This is a genomic window from Thioalkalivibrio sp. ALMg3 (assembly GCF_000381225.1).
Taxonomy (GTDB): Bacteria; Pseudomonadota; Gammaproteobacteria; order Ectothiorhodospirales; family Ectothiorhodospiraceae; genus Thioalkalivibrio; species Thioalkalivibrio versutus.
In genome coordinates, this window is the sequence record NZ_KB906224.1 from 15,011 (window position 1) to 36,975 (window position 21,965).

The 21,965-nt window shown below is 66.3% G+C and carries 19 protein-coding genes; 5 read left to right on the top strand and 14 right to left on the bottom strand.

Annotated features, from left to right (window positions below):
- Window positions 1-3 precede the first annotated feature (3 nt).
- From F622_RS0107435 to F622_RS0107450, 4 genes are all read right to left on the bottom strand, one after another.
- Entirely contained in the window at window positions 4-2,220 is a 2,217-nt protein-coding gene (locus F622_RS0107435) for a primosomal protein N' (RefSeq protein WP_019571605.1), read from the bottom strand.
- Between the two features lie 410 nt (window positions 2,221-2,630).
- A complete protein-coding gene (locus F622_RS0107440; RefSeq protein WP_018168318.1) occupies window positions 2,631-4,019 on the bottom strand; it encodes an NAD(P)(+) transhydrogenase (Re/Si-specific) subunit beta in 1,389 nt (462 codons plus the stop codon).
- On the bottom strand, window positions 4,016-4,327 hold the full coding sequence (locus F622_RS0107445) for an NAD(P) transhydrogenase subunit alpha (protein ID WP_017942675.1): 312 nt from the start codon (window positions 4,325-4,327) through the stop codon (window positions 4,016-4,018). The genes F622_RS0107440 and F622_RS0107445 overlap by 4 nt, the downstream gene beginning before the upstream one ends.
- A complete protein-coding gene (locus F622_RS0107450) occupies window positions 4,324-5,457 on the bottom strand; it encodes an NAD(P) transhydrogenase subunit alpha (RefSeq protein WP_038037866.1) in 1,134 nt (377 codons plus the stop codon). Before F622_RS0107450 ends, F622_RS0107445 begins: the two co-directional genes overlap by 4 nt.
- 334 nt (window positions 5,458-5,791) lie before the next feature.
- On the opposite strand from F622_RS0107450, the gene F622_RS0107455 reads away from it, so the two are divergent.
- The 5 genes from F622_RS0107455 to F622_RS0107475 all read left to right on the top strand — a co-directional run bounded on the left by F622_RS0107455 (window position 5,792) and on the right by F622_RS0107475 (window position 10,476).
- A complete protein-coding gene (locus F622_RS0107455; protein ID WP_019571606.1) occupies window positions 5,792-6,373 on the top strand; it encodes an HNH endonuclease in 582 nt (193 codons plus the stop codon).
- A gap of 114 nt (window positions 6,374-6,487) precedes the next feature.
- Window positions 6,488-7,582, top strand: a complete 1,095-nt coding sequence (gene hemH / locus F622_RS0107460) for a ferrochelatase (protein ID WP_019571607.1) — start codon at window positions 6,488-6,490, stop codon at window positions 7,580-7,582.
- Window positions 7,583-7,604: 22 nt separating this feature from the next.
- Window positions 7,605-8,363 carry a molybdopterin-binding protein gene (locus F622_RS0107465; protein ID WP_019571608.1) on the top strand — a complete coding sequence of 253 codons (759 nt, stop codon included), beginning with the start codon at window positions 7,605-7,607 and terminating at the stop codon, window positions 8,361-8,363.
- Window positions 8,364-8,519: 156 nt separating this feature from the next.
- A complete protein-coding gene (locus tag F622_RS0107470; protein ID WP_018168314.1) occupies window positions 8,520-9,236 on the top strand; it encodes a 2OG-Fe(II) oxygenase in 717 nt (238 codons plus the stop codon).
- A 250-nt stretch (window positions 9,237-9,486) separates the two neighbouring features.
- Window positions 9,487-10,476: a DUF4382 domain-containing protein gene (locus F622_RS0107475; RefSeq protein WP_019571609.1), complete on the top strand. Its 990-nt coding sequence runs from the start codon at window positions 9,487-9,489 to the stop codon at window positions 10,474-10,476.
- Window positions 10,477-10,581: 105 nt separating this feature from the next.
- Here the strand turns inward: F622_RS0107475 and F622_RS0107480 are convergent, their stop codons facing one another.
- The 10 genes from F622_RS0107480 to gspI form a co-directional block, all read right to left on the bottom strand.
- Window positions 10,582-12,762, bottom strand: coding sequence for a hypothetical protein (locus F622_RS0107480; RefSeq protein ID WP_155997108.1), 2,181 nt, complete (start codon window positions 12,760-12,762; stop codon window positions 10,582-10,584).
- A 239-nt stretch (window positions 12,763-13,001) separates the two neighbouring features.
- Entirely contained in the window at window positions 13,002-15,353 is a 2,352-nt protein-coding gene (locus F622_RS0107485) for a S8 family serine peptidase (protein WP_019571611.1), read from the bottom strand.
- A 534-nt stretch (window positions 15,354-15,887) separates the two neighbouring features.
- Complete coding sequence (locus F622_RS0107490) at window positions 15,888-16,730, bottom strand: hypothetical protein (RefSeq protein ID WP_155997110.1); 843 nt, start codon at window positions 16,728-16,730, stop codon at window positions 15,888-15,890.
- A gap of 22 nt (window positions 16,731-16,752) precedes the next feature.
- Window positions 16,753-17,448, bottom strand: coding sequence for an outer membrane protein assembly factor BamD (locus F622_RS0107495; protein ID WP_019571613.1), 696 nt, complete (start codon window positions 17,446-17,448; stop codon window positions 16,753-16,755).
- Window positions 17,445-18,263 (bottom strand): type II secretion system protein N, encoded by an 819-nt coding sequence (gene gspN / locus F622_RS0107500; protein ID WP_019571614.1) that lies wholly within the window; start codon window positions 18,261-18,263, stop codon window positions 17,445-17,447. The genes F622_RS0107495 and gspN overlap by 4 nt, the downstream gene beginning before the upstream one ends.
- A gap of 1 nt (window position 18,264) precedes the next feature.
- A complete protein-coding gene (gspM, locus tag F622_RS0107505) occupies window positions 18,265-18,759 on the bottom strand; it encodes a type II secretion system protein GspM (RefSeq protein WP_019571615.1) in 495 nt (164 codons plus the stop codon).
- Window positions 18,756-20,054: a type II secretion system protein GspL gene (gene gspL, locus F622_RS0107510; RefSeq protein ID WP_019571616.1), complete on the bottom strand. Its 1,299-nt coding sequence runs from the start codon at window positions 20,052-20,054 to the stop codon at window positions 18,756-18,758. Before gspL ends, gspM begins: the two co-directional genes overlap by 4 nt.
- Before the next feature lie 48 nt (window positions 20,055-20,102).
- Window positions 20,103-20,903: a general secretion pathway protein GspK gene (locus F622_RS0107515; RefSeq protein ID WP_019571617.1), complete on the bottom strand. Its 801-nt coding sequence runs from the start codon at window positions 20,901-20,903 to the stop codon at window positions 20,103-20,105.
- A complete protein-coding gene (gene gspJ / locus F622_RS0107520) occupies window positions 20,900-21,586 on the bottom strand; it encodes a type II secretion system minor pseudopilin GspJ (RefSeq protein ID WP_026331552.1) in 687 nt (228 codons plus the stop codon). Before gspJ ends, F622_RS0107515 begins: the two co-directional genes overlap by 4 nt.
- Window positions 21,573-21,965 (bottom strand): type II secretion system minor pseudopilin GspI, encoded by a 393-nt coding sequence (gene gspI, locus F622_RS0107525; protein ID WP_019571619.1) that lies wholly within the window; start codon window positions 21,963-21,965, stop codon window positions 21,573-21,575. The genes gspJ and gspI overlap by 14 nt, the downstream gene beginning before the upstream one ends.

Genomic DNA, 21,965 nt, shown 5'->3' on the forward strand with positions numbered 1-21,965 from the left:
GGTTTACGCCAGCGAGACCGGGTCGATGTCGATGGCGATGCGGGTGCCGCGCGGGAGGTCGTCGGTCTGCCAGGCGTGGCGGGCGCGGGTCAGGGCCCGATGGAGTGGGCCGCGCTGGGTGGACTGCAGCAGGATCTGTTCGCGGAAGCGGCGATTGACGCGGTGGCGCGGTGCGGGGGCCGGGCCGAGCACGCGCAGGCCTTCGGCAGCCGCGTTGCGCAGGTGGGTGGCGACGCGCTCGGCGTGGCGGCGGGTGGTCTCGGCATCGCCCGCCTCGACGCGGACCAGGGCCAGGTGGCCGTGGGGTGGCATCTCGGCGGCAGCGCGCTCCTCCAGCAGGGGCGCGACCATCGCCGGGTAGTCCGCGGCGTTCAGGCCGCGGATCAGGGGGTGGTCCGGATGACCGGTCTGCAGCAGGACGCGGCCGCCGCCGGAACCACGTCCGGCGCGCCCGGCGGCCTGCACGATCAGCTGCAGGGTGTTTTCGGTCGCGCGCAGGTCGACGCTGAACAGGCCCTGGTCGACGTCAATCACGCCGACCAGTCCGACCTGCGGGAAGTCGTGGCCCTTGGCCAGCATCTGGGTCCCGACGACGATGGCGGCATCCAGCTGGCGGATACGGTCCAGCGCCTCCTCGAGCGCCCCCTTGTGGCGGATGCTGTCGCGGTCCAGGCGGATCAGCGGAGTGGTCGGGTAGTGGCGCGCCAGGGCCTGTTCCAGGCGCTGGGTGCCGAGACCGCGCTGGGCCAGGGCCTCGCCGCATTGCGGGCAGCGCTGGGGGCGCGGTTCCTGGTGACCGCAGAGGTGGCAGACGGCACGCGGGTTGTGCGCGTGGATGGTCAGGCGCGCATCGCAGTCCGGGCATTCGGCGACCCAGCCGCAGGCGTCGCAGGCCAGCACGCGGGCGAAGCCGCGCCGGTTCAACAGCAGGAAGCACTGGTGGCCGGCGGCGAGGGTCTGTTGCATGGCATCCAGAAGCGGGGCGGTGAGGCCCTCGTCCGGGGTGTGCACACGCGTGTCGATGGCCTCGACGGCGGGCGGTTGAGAGCCGTCCGGGCGCGTCGCCAGTCGGGCATGGGCGTAGCGGCCAGTGGTCGCCGCATGCAGGGTCTCCAGGGTCGGCGTGGCCGAGCCCAGGACCACCGCGGCCTGTTCCAGCTGGCCGCGCTTGATGGCCAGGTCGCGGGCGTTGTAGCGAAAGCCGTCCTGCTGCTTGAAGGCACTGTCGTGCTCCTCGTCAACGATGATCAGGCCGAGATCGGGCAGGGGCGTGAACAGCGCCGAACGGGTGCCGACCACGATGCGGCGCTGCCCCTGACGGGCGGACTCCCAGGCGCGCAGGCGCTCGCCCTCGGACAGCCCGGAGTGGAGGAGGGCGACCTGCCCGGGGAAGCGCTGCTGGATGCGCGCGCTCAGCTGTGGCGTCAGGGCGATCTCGGGGATCAGGAACAGGACCTGGCGCCCGCGGGCCAGCACGCGTTCGGCCATTTGCAGGTAGACCTCGGTCTTGCCGCTGCCGGTAACACCCTCCAGCAGGAGGGGTACGCCGGTATCCGGGGTCAGGGCGTCGACGGCGGCGCGTTGTTCGGCGGTCAGGGTGTGGTCGCTGGTGTTCGGGGGCGGTGGCTGTTTCGGGTCGGGCGTGATCGCCTCCAGCCAGCCGCGTTCCGCAAACGCGCGCAGTTCGCGCGGGGCGAGTTGCAGCCCGGTGGCGGCGGCCAGGGTGGCGCGATCCAGGGCCGGTGAGGCATGCGGTGTGGAATTCGGGTGGGCCAGCGCGCGGAGGACGGCCTGCTGGCGTCGCCCGCGGGCGTCACCGTCGGCCAGCGCCTGGCTGCCCGCGGGTGTCATCCGCCACAGGGTCTCCGGGGTCAGGGCGGGGAGCGGGTCGCCATGGCGCAGGGCCGGGGGAAGTGCCCCCAGCAGGGCTTCGCCCAGGGGGTGGTGGTAGTACCGGGCTCCGAACTGCAGCAGCGCCAGCAGGCGGGGCTCCAGGATCGGTTCTGCCTCGGGTGCTTCCTGGATCGCACGCAGGCGGCCGGGTGCAACCTCGCTGGTGGATGCCAGCTCGACCACGACCCCGATGGTCGACCCGCGCCCGAAGGGCACGCGCACCCGCTGGCCGGGTGCAAGCGTCAGTCCCTCGGGGATGCGGTAGTCGAACAGCCGGTCCAGAGGGCGATCCAGCGCGATGCAGGCGATTCGGGGCGCGGCAGGCATGCGCACAGTCTACTGTGTCGGACCCCGGGGAGGGGGAGTGGCCGTCGCACTGAGGGAGGGGGGGGTTATCCACAAAAGCTGTGGATAACTCTGTGGGTGAATCGGTATGAACATCCCTAAATGCTTGTTACTGCTAAGGGCTACCTGGATTGGGCAAAAATCGACCATATCCATTTAATAGATTGAAAACAGCGAGTTAGGATCGTTATGTGAAACCGAGTGCGCGCTGTGTGTGCTAACCGGGGTTTGACCCCGGCCCTTGTGGGTAGTTTGTACAGGAAACGTACAGATTTCGGGTTTCAATCCTGGCCCGGTGGGTGAGCAACAAAAAAAAACCCGGCACCGCAAAACGGTGGCCGGGTTTCGGTTGCGGGGCCCGGTGTCCGGGCCCCGCGAGTGGAGCGGGCCGACTAGCCGAGGGCCTTGACCGATGCCACCAGTTCGGCGGCCACCTTCTGGCCGTCGCCGTACAACATCTGGTTGTTGTCGGCATAGAACAGGTGGTTCTCGATGCCCGAGAAACCGGAGCCCTTGCCGCGCTTCACGCAGATGACGTTGTGCGCCTGGTCCGCGTTGAGGATCGGCATGCCGTAGATCGGCGAGTCCGGATTGGTCCGGGCCACCGGGTTCACGACGTCGTTCGCGCCGATGACCATGGCGACATCCGCGGTCTTGAACTCCTCGTTGATCTCGTCGAGGTCGAAGATGATGTCGTAGGGCACGCCGGCCTCGGCCAGCAGCACGTTCATGTGCCCGGGCATGCGGCCCGCGACCGGGTGGATCGCGAACTTCACGTCCACGCCGCGCTTCTGCAGCAGCTGGGTGAATTCCCAGATCTTGTGCTGTGCCTGCGCCACGGCCATGCCGTAGCCCGGCACGATGATCACCTTCTCGGCAAAGGCCATCATGATCCCGGCGTCGTTGGCCTGGATCTCCTTCATGGTGCCCTCGATCGCTTCCTCGGCACCCCCGCTGCTGCCACCGAACTGGCTGAACAGGATGTTCTTGATCGGGCGGTTCATCGCCTTGGCCATCAGCTGCGTGAGCAGCGTACCGGCCGCGCCGACGACGATACCGGCGATCATCAGGGCCGGGTTGTCGAGCACGATGCCCTTGAGGCCGACTGCCAGGCCGGTGAGGGCGTTGTACAGCGAGATGACCACCGGCATGTCGGCGCCGCCGATCGGCAGGGTCATCAGGATGCCGAAGGCGAGCGACAGGATGAAGAACAACAGCAGTGTGGCCGAGCCGATCTCGCCGCCGCCGGTCGCCAGCATGAAGCCGAGGATCACGGTGATAGCAAAGATGGCGATGTTCACCACCTGCTGGCCCGGGAAGTGGAAGGTCTTCTTCATCAGGCCCTGCAGCTTGGCGTAGGCCACCAGCGAACCGGAGAAGGCGACCGAACCGATCAGCGAGCCGGTGGTGGCGATCGCCAGGCCGGTGTTGCTGACGGTCTCCGGGGTGGCCTGCAGCAGGTAGATCGCGCCGATGCCGGCCGCGGCGCCGCCGCCCATGCCGTTGTACAGCGCGATCATCTGCGGCATGTCGGTCATGGCGACCTTCTTGCCGCTCCACCAGGCGAGACCGCCACCGATGACGATACCCAGGACGATCAGGGTGTAGTTCACGCCCCCGGAGACCTCCGGATGCACGAAGGTCACGAGCGTGGCGAGCACCATCCCCACGCCGGCCCACATGATGCCCGGCCGCGCGGTGGTCGGCGAAGACATCTGCTTGAGGCCGACGATGAACAGGACCGCCGCCGCAAAGTAGGCGAGGTTGATAATCAGACTCATGCGTTATCTCCCTTCTTGTCGTCCTTCTTGCTGGTCTTGAACATCTCCAGCATGCGTTCGGTGACGACATAGCCACCCACGGCGTTGCCCGCGGCCAGGATCACGGCGACAAAGCCGATGGCCTGTTCCAGCGGGGTCGTGGCGTGGCCGAGCGCGACCATGGTCCCGACCAGCACGATGCCGTGGACGAAGTTGGAACCGGACATCAGCGGGGTATGCAGGATGACCGGGACCTTGGAGATGATCTCGTAGCCGGTGAAGGCCGCGAGCATGAAGATGTACAGCGCGATAAAGCCTTCGATGATCATGATTGAGCTCCCTTCAGGGCCTCGCGGGTGGCCTCGTGCACGATCTCGCCATCGCGGGTCAGCACGCTCTTGGCGATGACCTCGTCATCCCAGTCGGGCTGGAATTCGCCGCCTTCTGCGATCATCGGCGTGAGGAAATTCAGCAGGTTCTTGGCATACATCTCGGAGGCATGCAGCGGGACCTGCGAGGGCACGTTCAACGGGGCATGGATGATCACGCCCTTGTGGTCGTGGGTCTCGCCGGGCTTGCTCAGCTCGCAGTTGCCGCCACCTTCGGCCGCCAGGTCGATGATGACCGCACCCGGCTTCATGCCCTCGACCATGATCTTGGGGATCAGCTTGGGTGCATCGCGTCCCGGGATCGCGGCGGTGGTGATCAGCACGTCGGCCTTGGCGATGTACTCGCCCAGGGCATCCTGCTGCTGCTTTTTCTCTTCCGCGGTCAGTTCGCGGGCGTAGCCGCCCTCGCCCTCGGCGGAGACGCCGAGATCGAGGAACTTCGCGCCCAGCGACTCGACCTGCTCCTTGGTGGCGGAGCGCACGTCATAGGCCTCGACCATCGCGCCCAGGCGCTTGGCCGTGGCAATCGCCTGCAGCCCGGCCACGCCGGCGCCGATCACGATGACCTTGGCCGGGCGGATGGTGCCGGCCGCGGTGGTCAGCATCGGGAAGAAGCGGCAGGACAGGTCGGAGCCCATGATCGCGCCCTTGTAGCCGACCACGGCCGCCTGCGAGGACAGCACGTCCATGCTCTGGGCGCGCGAGATGCGCGGGATCAGCTCCATAGCGAAGCTCAGGATCTTGCGCTCCTGCATCGCCTTGACCACATCCGGGTTGCGGTGAGCGTGGAACAGGCTGACCACGGTCGAGCCTTCCGGCAGCTGGTTGATCTCCTCGACTGTCGGCGGTGCCACGCGGACCATCAGGTCCGACTGGCCGTAGGCGGTCTCGGTGTCGACCACGGAGGCCTTCTCGTAGGCCGCATCCGGAAAATGGGCCTCGGAACCGGCACCCTTTTCCAGCTGCACCGTGATGCCCATATCGCTGAACTTGGCCGCTACCGACGGATCCAGGGCCACGCGGCGCTCGCCACTGGCGGATTCCCTGGGAACGGATAATTTGATTGCCATGCGCTCTCTCCCCGGGCCAAGCGTTCCCGTATTCCCTATGGGACGATCAGCCGCGCTCGCGGGTGGTGAAATCGGATGCGGCACGCGTGATTCGGGCGTGCCGCACAAAAAACGACCCGCGAGTGTAGCGGATCCGGCCTCGTGCTTAAACCGTGTCCACCCTCGTTGCCGGGCCCGTCAGGTTGGGCGAGCTTACGATACCGCGGGTCATGGCGTTGTAATTGCTTTGTTCCTGAAGGCTGTTTATTGTTTTTCGGGTATCGAAGGCGGCATGGATTTGTTCACCCGTACGCCGCGTGAGCAAATCCGTGTTTCCTTGAGACGGGACGGGGTCATGTTGCCGAATGAGCATCAGGTCCTGCGCACGGATGCCGCGGGCATGCCGCTGGAGTGGATCGGCCTGGAGCAGGCCGTGCGCCTCTATTACACCGAGCAGGTGGCCTACACCTGTGGCAGCCCGCTATATCGCATGCGCGGCGGCATCAACGCGCGCACCGGGTTGCAGTCACGGGTCGAGGTCAACTCGATCATCGCCACTCACGGCACCCGCAAGTCCCGCTTCAACGACTACATCCCCCCGCTCAACAACACCACCCTGTTCCGCCGCGATGCCCATCTTTGCCTCTACTGCGGTCATTCGTTCCTCGAGCGCGATCTGTCGCGCGATCACGTGACCCCAATCAGTCAGGATGGCGAGGACACCTGGACCAACGTGGTCACCGCCTGCAAGCGCTGCAATAACCACAAGGCGGGGTTCACGCCGGAAGAGGCCGGGATGCAGTTGCTCGCCATCCCGTTCACGCCCACCCACGCGGAATACATCTTCCTCAAGGGCAAGCGCGTGCTGGCCGACCAGATGGAGTTCCTGCAGGCGCACTTCCCGCGTACCAGCCCGTTGCGGGGTCGTAGCGTCTGATCCGTCCCGGGCGCGCGCCCACTCGTGCCCGCGGGTATCCTTGGCGTGTGAACCAAAGCGACGCTCCGTGACTCCGACAGGGAGTCACCGTCCCCCATGCCTGCAAGGAGCCCCATGAAGTATTTCGGAGAAGCGGATTATCGCCATGGCCAGGCGCGCGGCGTCGGCGTTTTGCTGACCAACCTGGGGACGCCGGACGAACCCACCGCGCCCGCCTTGCGGCGCTACCTGAAGGAGTTCCTCTGGGACCCGCGCGTGGTCGAGGTCCCGCGACCCATCTGGTGGCTGATCCTGAACGGCGTGATCCTGAACATTCGGCCCAAGCGCTCGGCGGCGAAATACGCAACCGTGTGGACCGACGAGGGCTCGCCGCTGCTGGCGATCTCGAAACGCCAGGCCGCCGGTGTGCGCGAGCGCCTGGCCGCGCAGGTCGGCGAGGATGTCCCGGTCGCCCTGGGCATGCGCTACGGTAACCCGTCCATTGAATCCGGCCTGGACGAACTGCGCCGCCAGGGCGTGCGTCGTGTGGTTGTCCTGCCGCTGTACCCGCAGTACTCGGCCAGCACCAATGGCTCCACCTTCGATGCCGTGGCCGACGTGCTCAAGGGCTGGCGCTGGGTGCCCGATCTGCAGTTCATCGCCGCCTATGACGCCCAGCCCGGCTACATCGAGGCCCTGGCCAGCAGCGTGCGCGAGCACTGGCAGGCGCATGGTCAGGCCGATCGCCTGATGATGTCCTTCCACGGCATCCCCAAGCGCTACCTGCTGCAGGGCGACCCCTACCACTGCCTGTGCCACGCCACCGGGCACAAGCTGGCGCAGGCGCTGGGCCTGAACGACGACCAGTGGCAGGTCACCTTCCAGTCGCGCTTCGGTCGCGAGGAATGGCTGCAGCCCTACACCGACAAGACCCTGGAGGCCTTGCCGGGACAGGGCGTGCGCTCGGTGGACGTGATCTGCCCCGGTTTCTCGGCGGATTGCCTGGAGACCATCGAGGAGATCGGCGACGAAAACCGCGAGATCTTCACCGAGGCCGGCGGCGAGCGCTTCCACTACATCCCGGCGCTGAACGACCGCGCCGATCATCTCGACTTCCTGGCCGGGCTGCTGCAGCAGCACCTGGCGCCGTGGCTCGACGATCCGGACAACGCCCCCGAGGCGCGTGCGGCTGCGCGCGAGCGCGCGCTGGCCATGGGTGCCAAGCAGTAGATCGGCGATGGATCGACCCACGATGGACGGCCGGGGATCGCACACGATCGAGATCGGCGCCGTGATCATCGGCGACGAACTCCTGAGCGGGAAGCGCCACGATCTGCATCAGGCGCACCTGACCGCGGCGCTGGCGGAAAGGGGGCTGGAACTCGCGTGGATCCGTATCGTCGGTGATAACGCCCGCCTGCTGACGCAGACCTTCCGCGAGACCCTGGCGAGCGGCGCCGAGGTGTTCAGCTTCGGTGGCATCGGCGCGACCCCGGATGACCGCACCCGCGCCTGCCTGGCCGAGGCACTGGGCCGGCCGCTGGCGCCTCATCCCGAGTTCATGGCCATCCTCGAGGAGCGCTTCGGTGCCGACGCCTGGCCCCACCGCGTACGCATGGCCGAGCTCCCCGAGGGGGCCAGCCTGATCCCGAACCCGGTCAACGGCATCCCCGGCTTTAGCTGTGCGCAGCATCACTGCGTACCCGGGTTCCCGGCCATGGCCGAGCCCATGGCCCGCTGGGTCCTGGAGCAGCGCTTCCCCGACCGCGATGCGGCGGCGGGCGCCGTGGAAGAGATCCTGCGCCTGGAGAATGTCACCGAGAGCCGCCTGGTCCCGGTGCTCGAGGCCATGGAGGCCGCGTTCCCCGACCTGCGCATCTCCTGTCTCCCGCGCATGGACCGCCAGGCGCCGCAGGTCGAGCTGGGCCTGCGTGGCGCCCGCGCCCGCGTCACCGAGGCCCAGGCCGCCTTGCGCCAGCACCTGATCGCCGGCGGTTTTCTGGCGTACTAGTCTGCAGCCTCCTGGCAGGGCAACGGTGCTATAAAGCCCTTGCGCACCCCGGCGTTCCCGGTATATATCCTGTGGGGAAGACGCTGATCTGGGCGTCTGCCTGACAGGCGCCCGCCTGCGCGCCGCGATCGCGGCCCGAATGGAAGACCCGAGTACGTGAACCTGCCTGCCCTTGGCCCCGAATGGCTGGAAGCCGCCGAGACCGCGCCGACCCTTGCGCCGGTCGTGGCCGACTCCTCCTCCGAATTTTGCGCGCCCGACGGCTGGCTGGATGCGCTGGCGCGCGAGCATCGGCTCGTCTGGCCCGATTTCCTGCCGCAGGAGATCGTCGACGCCCTGCGAGAGGAGGTCTATGCGCTGCGTGATGCGGCGCAACTGGCGCAGGCGCGGATCGGCCGCGCCGGCGAGCGCCATCGGGACCGGGCGACCCGCGGCGACTGGATTCACTGGCTGGATGGCGCGAGTCCCGCGCAGCAGGCGTTCATGGCGCGCCTCGACGAGATTCGTTTGCAGGCGAGCCGGGCGCTGATTCCGGGTTTGTTCGAGACCGAGTCCCACTTCGCCCTGTATCCGCCAGGAACTCACTACGCCCGGCATGTGGATGCCTTCCAGGCTGGCAATTGCCGCCGCCTGTCGCTGGTGTTCTACCTGAACCGTCACTGGCGCGAACGCGACGGCGGCCAGCTCGCAATCTACGACAGCGAAGGGCGCGAGATCCGCCGCATCCAGCCACGCGCGGGGACGCTGGTGATGTTTCTCAGTCAGACCGTACCCCATGCCGTCCTGCCTACCCGCCGCTGGCGCGCCAGCATCGCCTCCTGGATGCGCATCCGCGATCTCTCGGGCCCCCTCGCCAGCCTCGACCGCTTCTGACGGTCCTGGTTGCCTGAGGGGGGGCACCTGCGCGGCGGGCCGACGCCTGCCGAGTTCTCGCCGAAATCGCAAGTCGACCCCGCCCATTCGCGACGCGGGACTCGCCCCGACAGCGGCTCCGTGCGGTTCGTTTCGTGTGATGCGCTTCTGGTTTTCCAGCCTTTCCGCGGTCCATGCGGCTTTGTGTGTCATCGGGCCTGGCAAACTGCCTAGGCTTGCAAAGGACGTTTCTGGCTAGAGGGAGACCGTGATGCACAAGATTGGCAATTTGACTCGTTTGGTGGGGTTTGGGATCGCGACGGCGGGGCTCGTCGCCTGTGGCGGCGGCGGGAGCAGCGGTGGCGGGACTGGACAGATGAGCCTTGCCGTGACGGATGCCCCTGTCGATTCGGCCAGCCGGGTCGTGGTCCGCTTCACTCATGTGGAGCTGAAGCCCGAGCAAGGGGGAAGCATCCTGATCGACGTCAGTGAAGAAGGAGAGCCCGTACGAGAGATCGACCTGCTGACTTTGCAGGGAGAGGACTTCAAGCCACTGTTCGAGAACGAGGAGGTCCCGGCGGGTGACTATGCGTGGCTTCGTTTCCATCTGGAAAAGGACGATGAGCGGGCGGGCTTCCCGGGCTCCCAGGGGGATATCGCGACGACCTCTTTCATCGAGTTCGTGGGCGGCAACCAAGATCGCCTGATCATCCCGGGGGCGAATCAGGCCGGATTGCAGCTCAGCAGCGGCTTTTCGGTGCCGGAAGACGGCCAGGTCTCCTTTACCGTGGACTTCGACCTGCGCAAGGCCATCAAGGAGGATTCGCGCGAGGGCTTCCATCGCATGCGCCGATCGCTTCGGCTGGTCGATAACAGCAGCGTCGGTAGCATAACCGGTACGGTGGATCCGACTATTGTCCCGGGAGACAGGTGCGAAGAGCGCGAAGAGGGGCTGCATGCCTGTCCGGGCGTCGCGGTCTATGTCTTCGAGGATCATGATCGCGAGCCCCGGGATCTGCGCGACGACGATGATGATGCGGTGACCACGGCGAACGTGTATTACCGCCATGTCGAGGCGACTGATGACTGGGAGTACCGCTACACCGCAGGATTCCTGGAGGCGGGCGATCACACGGTGGCCCTGACCTTCGAGGCGGATCAGGACGATCCGGAAGAGGCCACTCTGATCGAATTTGTGGATCAGGCGAACGCTGAGGTCACTGCCGGCGATGCCACGCGGATGGATTTCTCGGGCAGCTAGCCCTTACCCCGCAGTGCGTATGCTGGAACTAAGGCAACAAAAAGGGGCCCCAGGTTTCGACCTAGGGCCCCTCATTGTGTGATCCGGTCTGTTGCTGATGCCGGATCAGTCGGTGCAGGCTGCGCCGTCTGCGTCCTCGGTCCGTACCCCAATGATGAGGCCGGCACCGGATACGCTGCCACCGCTTAGTGTGCGTTCCGCGAGGACCATCATTTGGCCGTCGGAACTCACGAAACCGGTAGCCTCGATCCGATCAAGGCCTGCTTCGTCGTCGTAGCCGATGGTAAGGACTCCGTCTTGCGCGGTGGTGACGTTTAGGTTCTGCCCGGCATCTAGAACTATGCGCTCGCCGAAACCGGAGGCATCCGGCACGGGAACGCCCTCGCTGTCACGCTCGATGTCCAAAAAACGATCGGGATCGGACACCAGGCGCGTACCGCTGTCACAGAAGGTGACAGCGGAGCCGAGCGAACCGCCCAGCGCAGTCGGTCCGAAGCCCCCGTCGTAGAGGGCATCGTAGCTGAGCAGTCGCCACGCCGTGTTGTCCACGCTGGGCATTGTCGAATCGACGGCGACGCCGATCAGAAGGGTGTTTTCGGTATGGGTTTTGACTCCGTCCAGTTCGGTCTCGTTGTAGTCGCCGATTACCCAGAGATTACCGTCCGGGTCCGACGCGCCTTCCAGCGGTTCATCGTCCGGTTCGCCACTGATCCTGATACGACCGTCGCTCAAACCCTCGATCTGTACATGTACGTTGTCCAAATGTTCCGGCTCAAACGGATCACAGTTGGTGCCTAGGGCCGCATCGTCTCGCAGGATCGCATTGGTGATACTGAAGTTGCTTCCATCGGTCCGGGTGGCGAGGATGGCCTCGTTCCCAGCCTCGGAACAGCCGTGGCCCACGTCATCCAGGCCGAGGGCGAACGTCATGCGGACCAAGCCATAACGGTGCTGCAAGCTGGGGATGCTGCCATCACTGTGGACCATCAGATCCAGCATCATTTCTTCGCGCTTCCCGCGCGGCCGATCAAGGTCAATCGCACCGAAATTTCCCTGTGGGTCGACGCTTGTTTCTCTTCCGAAGAACAGCTGCGTCTCCTGATTGACCCCGACGAAGGCATAGGGCGCCTGGCTCGTGCGCGCCGGGATTCCTTGCAGGCGGAAGGTCCCTGGCAGGTAGCGGATGGCGAAATCGTCGTCGGCGAGCTCTTCTTCCAGTGGGAACGAACCGCTTAGAACACCGTTTTCTCGCAGGTTAAACCCAGAGACCTCCTCATCGCCGAAGATGTCCGTAATCACGTTCAATGGCGGAAGGATGAGGGGGTCCGGCTCCCTGATTTGTCCCGATGTCATGACCGCGCCCTCGATGGAGGCGCCGACTGTACTGTTGTCATCAATGAAAAAGGCTAAACGGCTGTCCTTTTCGAAGTTGGTGGCAACCTCCCGGAAGCCGTCCAGGATGCCAATGCCCTTGGCCAGCAGGAACAGGGTGTACTCTTCACCATTGATTTGTTCGGCCGAAACAATCGGGGTGTTCAGTTCCGCGATATCGGGCCGAACCACCGTCTCGGCCACCGCGCCGATCGCGTCCAGGGTGTTTTCGAGGTTGGTGCCCTCGGCGATCTCCAAGTCGTCGATCTGGCCGCGGAGGCGCACCACCTCATTCACCGGCAGGCTGGCGAGATTTACGTTAGCCCGTTCAAGTTCGCGCACCAGGAACTCGGATACCGGGTCGATATCGACCGATTCACCCGTGGTGACTGAGCGCAGGGGGATGTTCGATGATTCCGGGTTGCGGACGTTCTCCCTGACCACGCGCAGCACCAGATCGGCGGTCAGGTCCAGTGTCTCGGGCAGCGTAAGGGTGTACTGGCCGGTAGCGCTGACCAGCGCACTAACCGGATCACCGGTGGAGTCGTCGACGACCTCGACGTTGCCGTCGGGCCCGACACGGGTGAGTTGCACCCAATACGGCCCCTGAAAAGTTCCTGACTCTGCTTGTGCCGTGCCGATCAGGAAGTCGCCTGCCAGGCGAATGGCCCGGTTCAGGCTGGCCAGGTCGTCCCCTTCTTCGAATTTGGCGACCCCTGGAAGTGACACTGTGCCCTCGACGGAGGAAATCTCCACCGCGTCCTCGGTCGTATCCCCGTTCTTGGCGGTATCCCCGTTTTCGGTCGTATCCCCGGAAGAGGATCCGCCGCAGCCGGATAGCGGGACCGCCAGGGCAGCCGAGCAAATGATTGCCATCAACGAGCGCGCCAGTACCTTCTTGCGCATGTATTTCACTGAATATCTCCCTGTGTCTCGTGCGGCATCCTCGGGAGGAGGGGCCACGATGGTTGCGAGGAGGACGTTCGCAGTGAATGTGCAAGCAAGACGCCCCCTGGTCGGATCGGCCAGGGGGCGTCTGTGCGATAGCCTCTCCCAAAGCCGTACTTTAGGGAAGGGATATGCAGTTGTCCAGCTCGCGGTCGTTACCTGTGGCGGGACCTTCGTTTGCCCGAATCGGGGGGGCAGGTGATGGACTAGCGGTTCTCCAGAAGGAAACCTTCGTCGGAAAACGGCCGCCAGGCAATTCCGAAGTCGAGGCCGGTACGGTCGCGATCCACTCGGAAGGTCTCGCGGGCTCCATATTGGGGCCAGGCTCCGCAGGCCTCGGCGCCGGCACAAATCCGGTCATTGCCCGCGATGTTGGTGCCGGCGACCACGCGATAATCCCCGGCGGGCACCCCTTCGAAGCGATAGCGGTAGGTCCCGTACTCGGGTTCCAGGGCCGTTTGCGCCACGACGCGATCGTCCCGGTCGAGCAGTAGTACGTAGACCCGTCCCACGGTATCGCGTTGCGGGTCGCGCTCGGCGACCCGGATCCCGACCGGAATGTCGCGCTGGTCGCCGTTGTCGGCAGTGATGCGCAAGCGAGACTCGTAGTCGCCCGGGCTCAGTGCATCGCGCTGTCCGTAGGAGCGATAAAGCCCCAGGCCGTCTTCGGTGACGTCGTGGGGTTCCACGGTCAGCCATGTCGCGGGCGTGGCGATGTCTTCAATCTGCAAGCTGCCATCGCCCCCGTTGCGCAGCCGCAGATCCAGGCTCGTGCCCGTGAAGCCGAAGTTCAGGACTTGTGGGGTGACCGAGATCCGGGGCGCCAGCTCTCCCGTGTCGGTCCGCTCCGCGAACGTCTGGACCGCTTGATGCGCGTCGATCTCGCCCCAGCCGGTTTCCGGGTCCCAACCGGTGGGTCCCAGGTCCTGGGTGAGCGCGCCCGATTCCAGCAACTCCAGCAGCAATCCCGGGGAGAGCCCCGGATTCACCGCGCGGCCCAGCGCAAGGACACCGGAAACGACGGCCGTGGACATCGAAGTGCCCTCAAGGAATGCGTAGCCCGATTCCAGGGTTCCGGCCCTGCTCTCCTTCACCCAGGTGCTCAGGATGCCGTCGTCGGGTTGAATCATGACGCCCCCGGGCGCCACCAGGTCCAGACGGGGGCCGTAATTGCTGTACCCGGCGCGTTCGGCGTTGCGGTCCGTGGCGCCCGCTGCAAGTACCGATTCGTAGGCCGCGGGGTAGCCGATCGTGCTGGTTCCGTCGTTGCCCGCGGCCGCCACCACCAGGATTCCGAGCTCGCGTACCTCCTGCAAGAGTTCATCGGCCTCCGCGCTGTAGCCACCACCCCCGAGGCTGAGGTTGATGATGTCGGCTCTCTGGCTGGGTACGGTGCCGGAGTCGTTCGGCAGACCGGCTGCATAGCGGATCCCCTGTAGCGTGTCGTTCAGGGTCCCGGTCCCGTTCAGGGTCCAGACGGGGAGGATGTCCACCCCCCAGGAGATACCAGCGACGCCCAGACTGTTGTCGGTTGCCGCCCCGATGATTCCGGTGACGTGCGTACCATGCCAGGAACGCTCTTCATCGCAGGTGCTGTCTGCTGGATCGCAGACAAACCGCTGCGTTGGGAAGAGCCGATCCTCGTCCAGATCTTCGTGCTCGCGGTAGACGCCGGTATCGATTACGGCCACGACAACCTCTTCGTCTGCTTCTTGGCCGGTGGTTATGTCCCAAGCTTGCGGCAGGTTGATGGCCTCGTGGAACCATTGATCTCCCCAGTCTGTGTCGTTCGGCGTCCGCATGGGTTTCATCCGGTAGTTGGGTGACGCCGAGACGATATCCGGTTGTCCACGCAGCGCCTTGATGACGCGCAGGGTTTCATAGCGAGAGGCGTGTTCCGGAGTGCGCCAGGCCACTGCCGGCGAGATCGAGGGCGTATGCAGGCCCAGCGTACTGATGACTGCCTCCGCATGACCCTCGGGGATCCGCCAGAGCTGCTCGCGTCCCGGAGCCCCGGAAACCCTTTGCAGGAGCATCTCGGTTGGCCCTTTTCCCCGTGTGAAGGGGCGCATCTCCTCCGTGCTGCGCACAATGATCTCGCCCGGCACAAAGTCATCCGCCACACGCAGGCTTGCCGCATGCGCGGGGTCCAGCAGCTGCGACGAGTCGAGTCGCAAGTGGTACGCGGACTGGCCCGAATAGGCCGATACCCGGACATAGTAAAGCCCGGCCTCGGGTGCGACGACGCGCGCGAAACCCTCGACGCTAATGGAGGCATCCACCAGCATCCCGTCTTCATCGATCAGGTTCAGGTCGAGATCGGCCCGTGCGGGATCTGGGAACTCCAGCAAGGCCTGGTCGCCGGCCTCGAACTCGGCCACGAAACTGTCATCCGGGTCTCCGGCCGAGCCGAAGCGGCAGTCGGTCAGGGGGCTGGCCACAAATCCGCCGATGATGGCGGGCATGCGCACCGCTTGCGCATTGGCAAGGTCGTTGTTACTGGAGATCCGGCTTTCCGGGTCGTTCGTATCGGAATCGACATGGTGCAAGGCCTGCACCTCGATGCTCCCGGAAACGACAAAACCCCCGCTGGACGACCCGCCGCCCCCGCACCCGACCGCCAGAAGCGCCGAAGACAATGCCAGTGCGATCCATGCGAAGACCTGCCGCATCGATCGCGCTGGGTCATGGCGATGCACGTCGCCATTTGATGGGCCGAATGACTGCTTCACTCCAAAGCTCCTCCGGATCACCGGCATTTCTGGGGCATCGGCGATTTCGACGGGCGTGCCCCGCGAGCCGTCCTCGATGCCCGTTCGGCCGCAGACGCGAGAAGGAACTCGCCACGATCGACCAAGAATCGCAGGTCCGGGCGGTTCGGACTGTCAACCCTGCCCAATGCGGTCTTTCTGTACCGGCCACGACGATAGCCGGTGTGGCCGACCGCGTCGTTCGGATGGGCCATATTTGGCTGCCTCTCCCGCCGGGGGCGGCTCTTTCTCGCTCATCGCAACGCGGCGCGAGAAGACTCCGCAAGGTTGAGGGGCTGGTAACCGCCGTGCGGGGTGGATCCAGCGGGCTACGCCGGGATGTCAGTGCGTGTCGATTGGCCGGCCGTTGATCGTGGCGCCTGTCAGTTCCCACCGGGTTTCCGCGAACCCGTGGCCTTCCACCTGCGTCATGACCGGGATTCCGCTCCCGACCGCCTGCCATTGGTACAGGGTGTGGTCTGGCATTCTCAGGCTATACGGGGCCCCATCCGTCTGTCGGTCCGAGGGCGCTTCGTAGCGTTGAACGATCAGGCAGGTTTCGAAGCGGCCGGCTGGGACCTCGACGGTTTTTCGTCCCCGGTAGGTCGTGGTGATCGTCCAGTGGCTGTCCCACGCGCCGTGCGGCATGTGGCGCGAGGTCACGAGGGCCTGCGTGTACGAGTCGCCTTCTTGCAGGTCGTGGCGTATCAACCGGGCGGGGTGGTGGGTCACGATGGTCGGCCCTTCCAAGCCGCCTTCGTGACGCTGCCCCAGCACGCGGTACCCGGTCGCCGGATCGGTGCCGGCCTGGATGTAATGCGCGGTCTCGAATGGCGGTTCCGGTTCTTCCTGCCAGTAGGTGCGCGTATGCCGGCGGGTATCGGCCAGGCGCGCGTCTGGGCCGAATTCGATGCCGGCATCGCTCTCCACGCGCACCTCGAACCGGGTGGGGCCGGATAAGGGATCATTGGAATCTCCGAACCGCGTTGTGTCAGGCGCGGAAGTTGGCTCTTCGGGTGTCTGCGTGTAGCCATAGGTGGAGCCATTCCTGAGCAGTTCCGGGTTGAAGCAGTCCGACGCCGTGTTGACATCTCGTGACGTGCCCTCGTCGCAGGCGGAGATGCCGAGGACGACCAGAGGCAGGCCGACGAGCAGACGCCTCGTAGACGGTGACAAGAGGGCCATGTGTCGGGCGCCGAGTGGCCGGTCAGGTCCCGGCATCGTCTTCGCCGGCTTCACGCGCCTCGAGTCTCTCGGCGGCGGTTTGCGCAGCGGTGGTACCCGGGTAGTAGTCGCGCACGTACTCGATTCGTGCGCGAGCCTCCTCTGCGTGCCCGGCCGCGGCGGATCGGTCGGCGATCTCCAGTTCGATGTCGGCCAGATTCTCGCGCATGCGGGCCAGGCGCGGGGCAATGGACTCCGCGTACTCCGACATGGGGTAGTCGTTGAGGAAGGCGGCCAGCTGGAGGAAGACCTGGCGGCCCTGTTCGCTGCGTTGCTTCGGCGGCGCGGACGTGGCCCGGTTCCACGTTCCCAGATGCGCCAGGGCACCGAGATACGCGGCGTAGTCGATATCCGGGTGATCCGGGTTCTCCTGGCGGATGGTATCGGTGAGGTTGCGGGTGCGCGCGAATTCCCCGCGCTGCAGGCATACCCGGGCGACCGACAGGCGGACGTCGACCGAGGCGGGTGCGTCGGCAGTATCCAACGCACTGTAAGCCGCACGGCAGTCCCCGCGTTCCAGGGCATAGCGGATATCCTCTGGCGGGGGCTCGGACCCGTTTGGCGGGGTGGTGGCACAACCCGCCAGCATCAGGCCGAACAGCGCGCTGGCGGTCAGCGCGGCGGTCGGGGTCGCAAGCCGGAACCGGCGGGGCGTTATCGGGTTTGGTTCGGGTGTCACGGGGCTGATCCTGCGGTCCATAGATACCGTCCCTGGTCGTCACGGCGGAGATTGTTTTCGAGTAGGCGCTGGATGCTGGCATCGGCGTGGGCGCGCGGGTCCAGCAAAACGCGCGCGTTCATGCCCGGGGCATCCGTACGCAGGTCCAGGCGAATCGTGCCGGTGATTCCCAGTTCGGCATCCGGGGCGGCATCCAGGTCGATCCCCAAGCGCTGGTCCTCTTCGCGCAGGGTCGCGCGTTGCTCGCCCAGGGGCAAGGGGCGGGGGAGGCCCGCGGCCGCTTCCTGCCAGTTGACCCGCCCCGAGGCGTGCTCGACGGTTCCGTCCCGATGGATCCGGAGTTGCAGGCCGCTCGTCTGCAGCCGGCCGTCCAGGACGAGGGGGATGCCCGTGTCCCACTGATGCAAGGCAGCCGCGGGCAGGCTCCCTTCGAGCCCGGAGAGCTGCACGCTGTCGAGCCCAAGCCGCAGGCCTCCACGAAGTTCGCCGCCGCCGGGCGGGGCCCAGTGGAGATCGGCGCCCAGCCCCCCGCGCAGAAGCTCGCCGGGGCGCACATCCCAGTGCAGCCGGCCCATCGGCCCCACCGGTGATTGAACCCCCTCGACGCTACCCTGCCAGAGCGACCCGTGCACCTGTTCCCAGGTGATGGTTGCCGGCAGACCGCCCCAGCGCTCGGCACCCGCCAGCGCGATGGAGGCGGGCGCGCGTACGATCAGCGCAAGCAGCAGGACGAAAACGAAAAACGCCCCCAGCGAGAACCATGCAGGGCGATCCCGGTGGCGTTCATCGGCGCGGTTGTCGGAGGCGATGGTCACGCTACGACTCGCGGGTCAGAAAGAGTTCGGCATTGATGCGCCCCGGTTCGACGACGCGTTCCAGCAAGATGCGTCCGGGCACGACACCGTCTCCTTGTTCCAGTTCGCCGAGCCAGCGCATCAGATCGCTGTAGGGAACCCCTTCGAGGTGCAGGGTGACGCCGGTCTCGCCTGGGCGGGCGCGCGCCAGGTGCTCGCCCAGGCCGAAGGCCCGCGCGGAGGCATCCACGTGGGCGATCAGCGAGCGGCCTTCAAGGTGCGGTCGCTGATTGTCCTGTGTCGGTTCGCGGCTGTGGGCGGCCGCAACCTCGGGGGCGTTGGCCTGCATCCAGGCCAGCTCCGCGCGCGCCTCGGCGAGTCGGTCGCGGGACTGTTCGCGGCTTTCCAGCAGGGGCTCGACGACACCCAGGAACAACACCGCGATCAGCAGGACCAAACCACCTGCCAGCAGGATCCGTTGCTCGCGCGTCCGCAAGTCGTCCCAGTAGGCCTTCATGGTTCCCGCTCGATGGTCATGCGTGTCCGGACACCCTGCTCGCCGGTTTCGGCCGAGACGATCCGCACACGCGCGGACATGGCTTCGCGTAGGGCCTCGCGCAACTTTTCCAGTTCCGCGATTCCGCTGCCCTCCAGCTCGAGTTCAAGGCGATCCGGGTCGCCCCGCAGGCGCTGCAGGGTGAGGTCGCGCGGGGCGAGGCCCTCCATGATGCTGGCAAGGGCTTCGCCGAGCGGGCTGTGTATGGTCGCAGTCGTCGTGTCCGGTCCGGCCTGTCCCAGCAGGCTCTCGAACTGAGCCACGGGGTCGACCATGCGGGCCTGCGGCAGGGTTTCCTCGAACAGGGCCGCGATGTCCCGTTCGGTCGACCGGTATTCCCGCTCGAGCTGCCAGGCCTCCAGCCACACGGACCCAAGCCAGAGTACGGCCACGACTAGCGTGAGTGCCGCCGGTGCGCGCCATGGTGCGGGAAGAGCGCCGAGCGAGGTCGGGCTTTCGGCGGAGGATGCGAAGTCGAAGGCCAGTGCGGCCCGTACGGCGCGCTGGAGATCGGGTGGCGACAGGCTTCCCGATTGCACCCCGGTCAGCAGGAGCTCGAGGACGTCGCCGGACCATTCGGGTGGGGGCTGGAGGGGTGCGCATGGGTCGGGTTCGGCGGCCGGATCCACCACATGAACGGCGGTCTGGGGAGACTGCGTTTCGTTGGCGCTGGTGTCATCGGAGGCCGTGGCGGCGGCGGAGCGTTGTTGCAACCACCAGCTGGCGACTTCCCGGGGCATCGCGAGGGGTTCGGCCTCGGGCGAAAGCACGATGCTGCGTTGCGTTCCCGAGAGCAGGAAGACCTGATCGCCCGGGTCCAGGGTTCGCAGTAGCGCAAGATCCGGGATCATGTGCGACACGCGGATGCCGAGCTCGCGAAGCCAGTCTTCCCAGCGTTCCAGGTCGCGATGAGCGACCACGCCGGCCAGGGTCTCGCTACCGTGGCGAGGGCCGGCAACGATCCGGAGCTGTTCCAAATCCTCGCTGAGACGGTCCTCCAGGGCGAACGGAAGCGCGCGGCGACGCACGCGGCCCGACTTCCCGGGCACGAACACCCGATGGAGAGGGGCGCGTTCCCCGGGGAGCAGCGCAACCACATGGTCGTCCGCGGCGAGCAGGGCGCGCAGCTCGTCCGGTGCCGCCTCGCCCTGATCCGCGAGCGCGCCGTTCCTGCGCAGCCGCAGCCAGCGCAGCCGAAGCGGCGTGTCCGCGCCGAGCATCTCGGGTTCTGGCAGCTGGAAGAGGAACCAGTTCATGCGGCGTCCGGTGAGTGAAAGGCGTCTGCAGGCATCCGGTTTTCTTGTTCAGGGTTCGCAGGGAGCATGTTCGCGAATAATGGTACGCCCGTTGGGGCCATCGAGGATCGCGCAGTGAAAATAATCCCGTCCGGCGATGCGGACAACCAGTTGCAGTCGGAAATAGCGAATGTCGCGGCTCTGTTCGGTCGCCTGACCCAGCGCCGCCGCGGTTACGGGATCCGGGGCGCGCTCCATGTCGATGGCGTTGTCCGTGCCCGGCCGGGCCACGACCCAGGGCGCCAGTGCCTGCCAGAGGTCCGGATCGAACCCGTGTACCTGAAGCAATTCCGACGCGAGGCGCATCGGGCGGTTGCCGCTGAGCCGGGGCGGTTCCAGGCCGCGGTATACCGGGTCGTCCGTTTCCGGGTTCATCCAGTCATGTACGGCGACCGCCAGGCGCTGGGGGTTACCCGACTGACCCTCGGTTGCCGCGAGGGCCTGCTCGATCAGGCCGGCGAAGGCCTCAAGGGGCGGGTCATCGGCGCGCCCGAGACTGTTGATGTTGAAGCGGCAGTGAAGATTCTCCAGGCGGGCGCGCACGCCGACCCCCTCTAACTCCAGTGGCAATGTAGGTGAGGTGCAGCCTTCCCACGGCAGGTCGTCGTAACTTGGCAGCCTTTCCAGCATGTGGAGGGCGACGGTTTCGGCCCCCTGGGTCAGGTGCCGCGCCCGATCCTGGTCCTGGATGGTGGCCGCGCGGAAGACTTGCTGATTGTCACGCATGGTCATGGTGACCGCCGTCACGCTGGCGATCGCGACCACCAGCAGGGCCGTGATCAGCGCGGCACCCGAATGCCGGCCCCTCACTGGACCCCCGGCAGGGCGATGCGGCGCTCGATGGGGCCGAGTCCCGGAACGACGAGGCTGACGATCACCTGCGCCGGCCGCCGTTCGCCGCCATCCAGCGGCGGCCAGCTGTCCTTGATCTCCTGGGTGTTGCTATCGACAAAGTCGAACCGGATTTCCAATTCATCTCCCGCGTCCCGCGTTATTTCGCGGTCCGCCGTGGAGGTCCTGCCGGCGTGTGCGTCCCGATCCAGAAACAGGCGCACCTGCTCGGACTCCGGCAGGGCACCGTCCAGCACCGGCCAGGTGACCCGTTCCAGCCCCCGGTCACTGACTCTCCAGGCCACCCGCGCCAGGCGGCCGTGTTCCCCGCCTCCCGCCCGTACCAGTTCCAATTGTCGCGGGTCCGTGACCGGGCTGTAACGCAGGGCGGGGAGGCGGTCGCCGTAGCCGTCGCGGGGCTGCAGCTCGATGCTGTGGCGCAGGTCGCGTTCCAGCACGGCCAGCGTGACCTGCAGCTCCGCCAGGCGCTGGCTCTGGGCCTGCGTGGCATGGTCCGCCATCAGCACTGCACGCAGTCCGCCGATGGCGAGCACGCCGACGGTGGCGAACACGGCCACGGCCACGAGCAGCTCCAGCAGGGTAAAGCCGCGCGAGGCGCCGAAAGAACATGACCGATGTGCCGGCACGTCAGGGCAATGCATAGCCGGTCGTCTGGACGAGAGGATGGTCGGGGTCGCCATTGAGCGGCCACACCCGGACCTCGATGTGGCGAACCGCCGGCAGCTCCAGCGGGGCGTCGATGACCGTATCGGTGATCTCGATGCGGGCCTCCCATTCGCGGTCCGCGAGTGTGGACTGAATGTGCTCGGTACCGACATCGACTCGCCGCAACCCGGCCTCGTAGTCGGCGAGCAGGTTGCCGGCCACCCATCCGGCCAGCGTACGTTCCTGCAGGTAGGCGGTATTGCGTGCGTGTTCGCTGCCCGCCTTGATGAGGGCCCCGAGGGCGACGCCGAGCACCACCAGGGCAATCAGGACCTCGAGGAGCGTGAATCCGCGCCGTGTGCCGCGTGCCAGCAT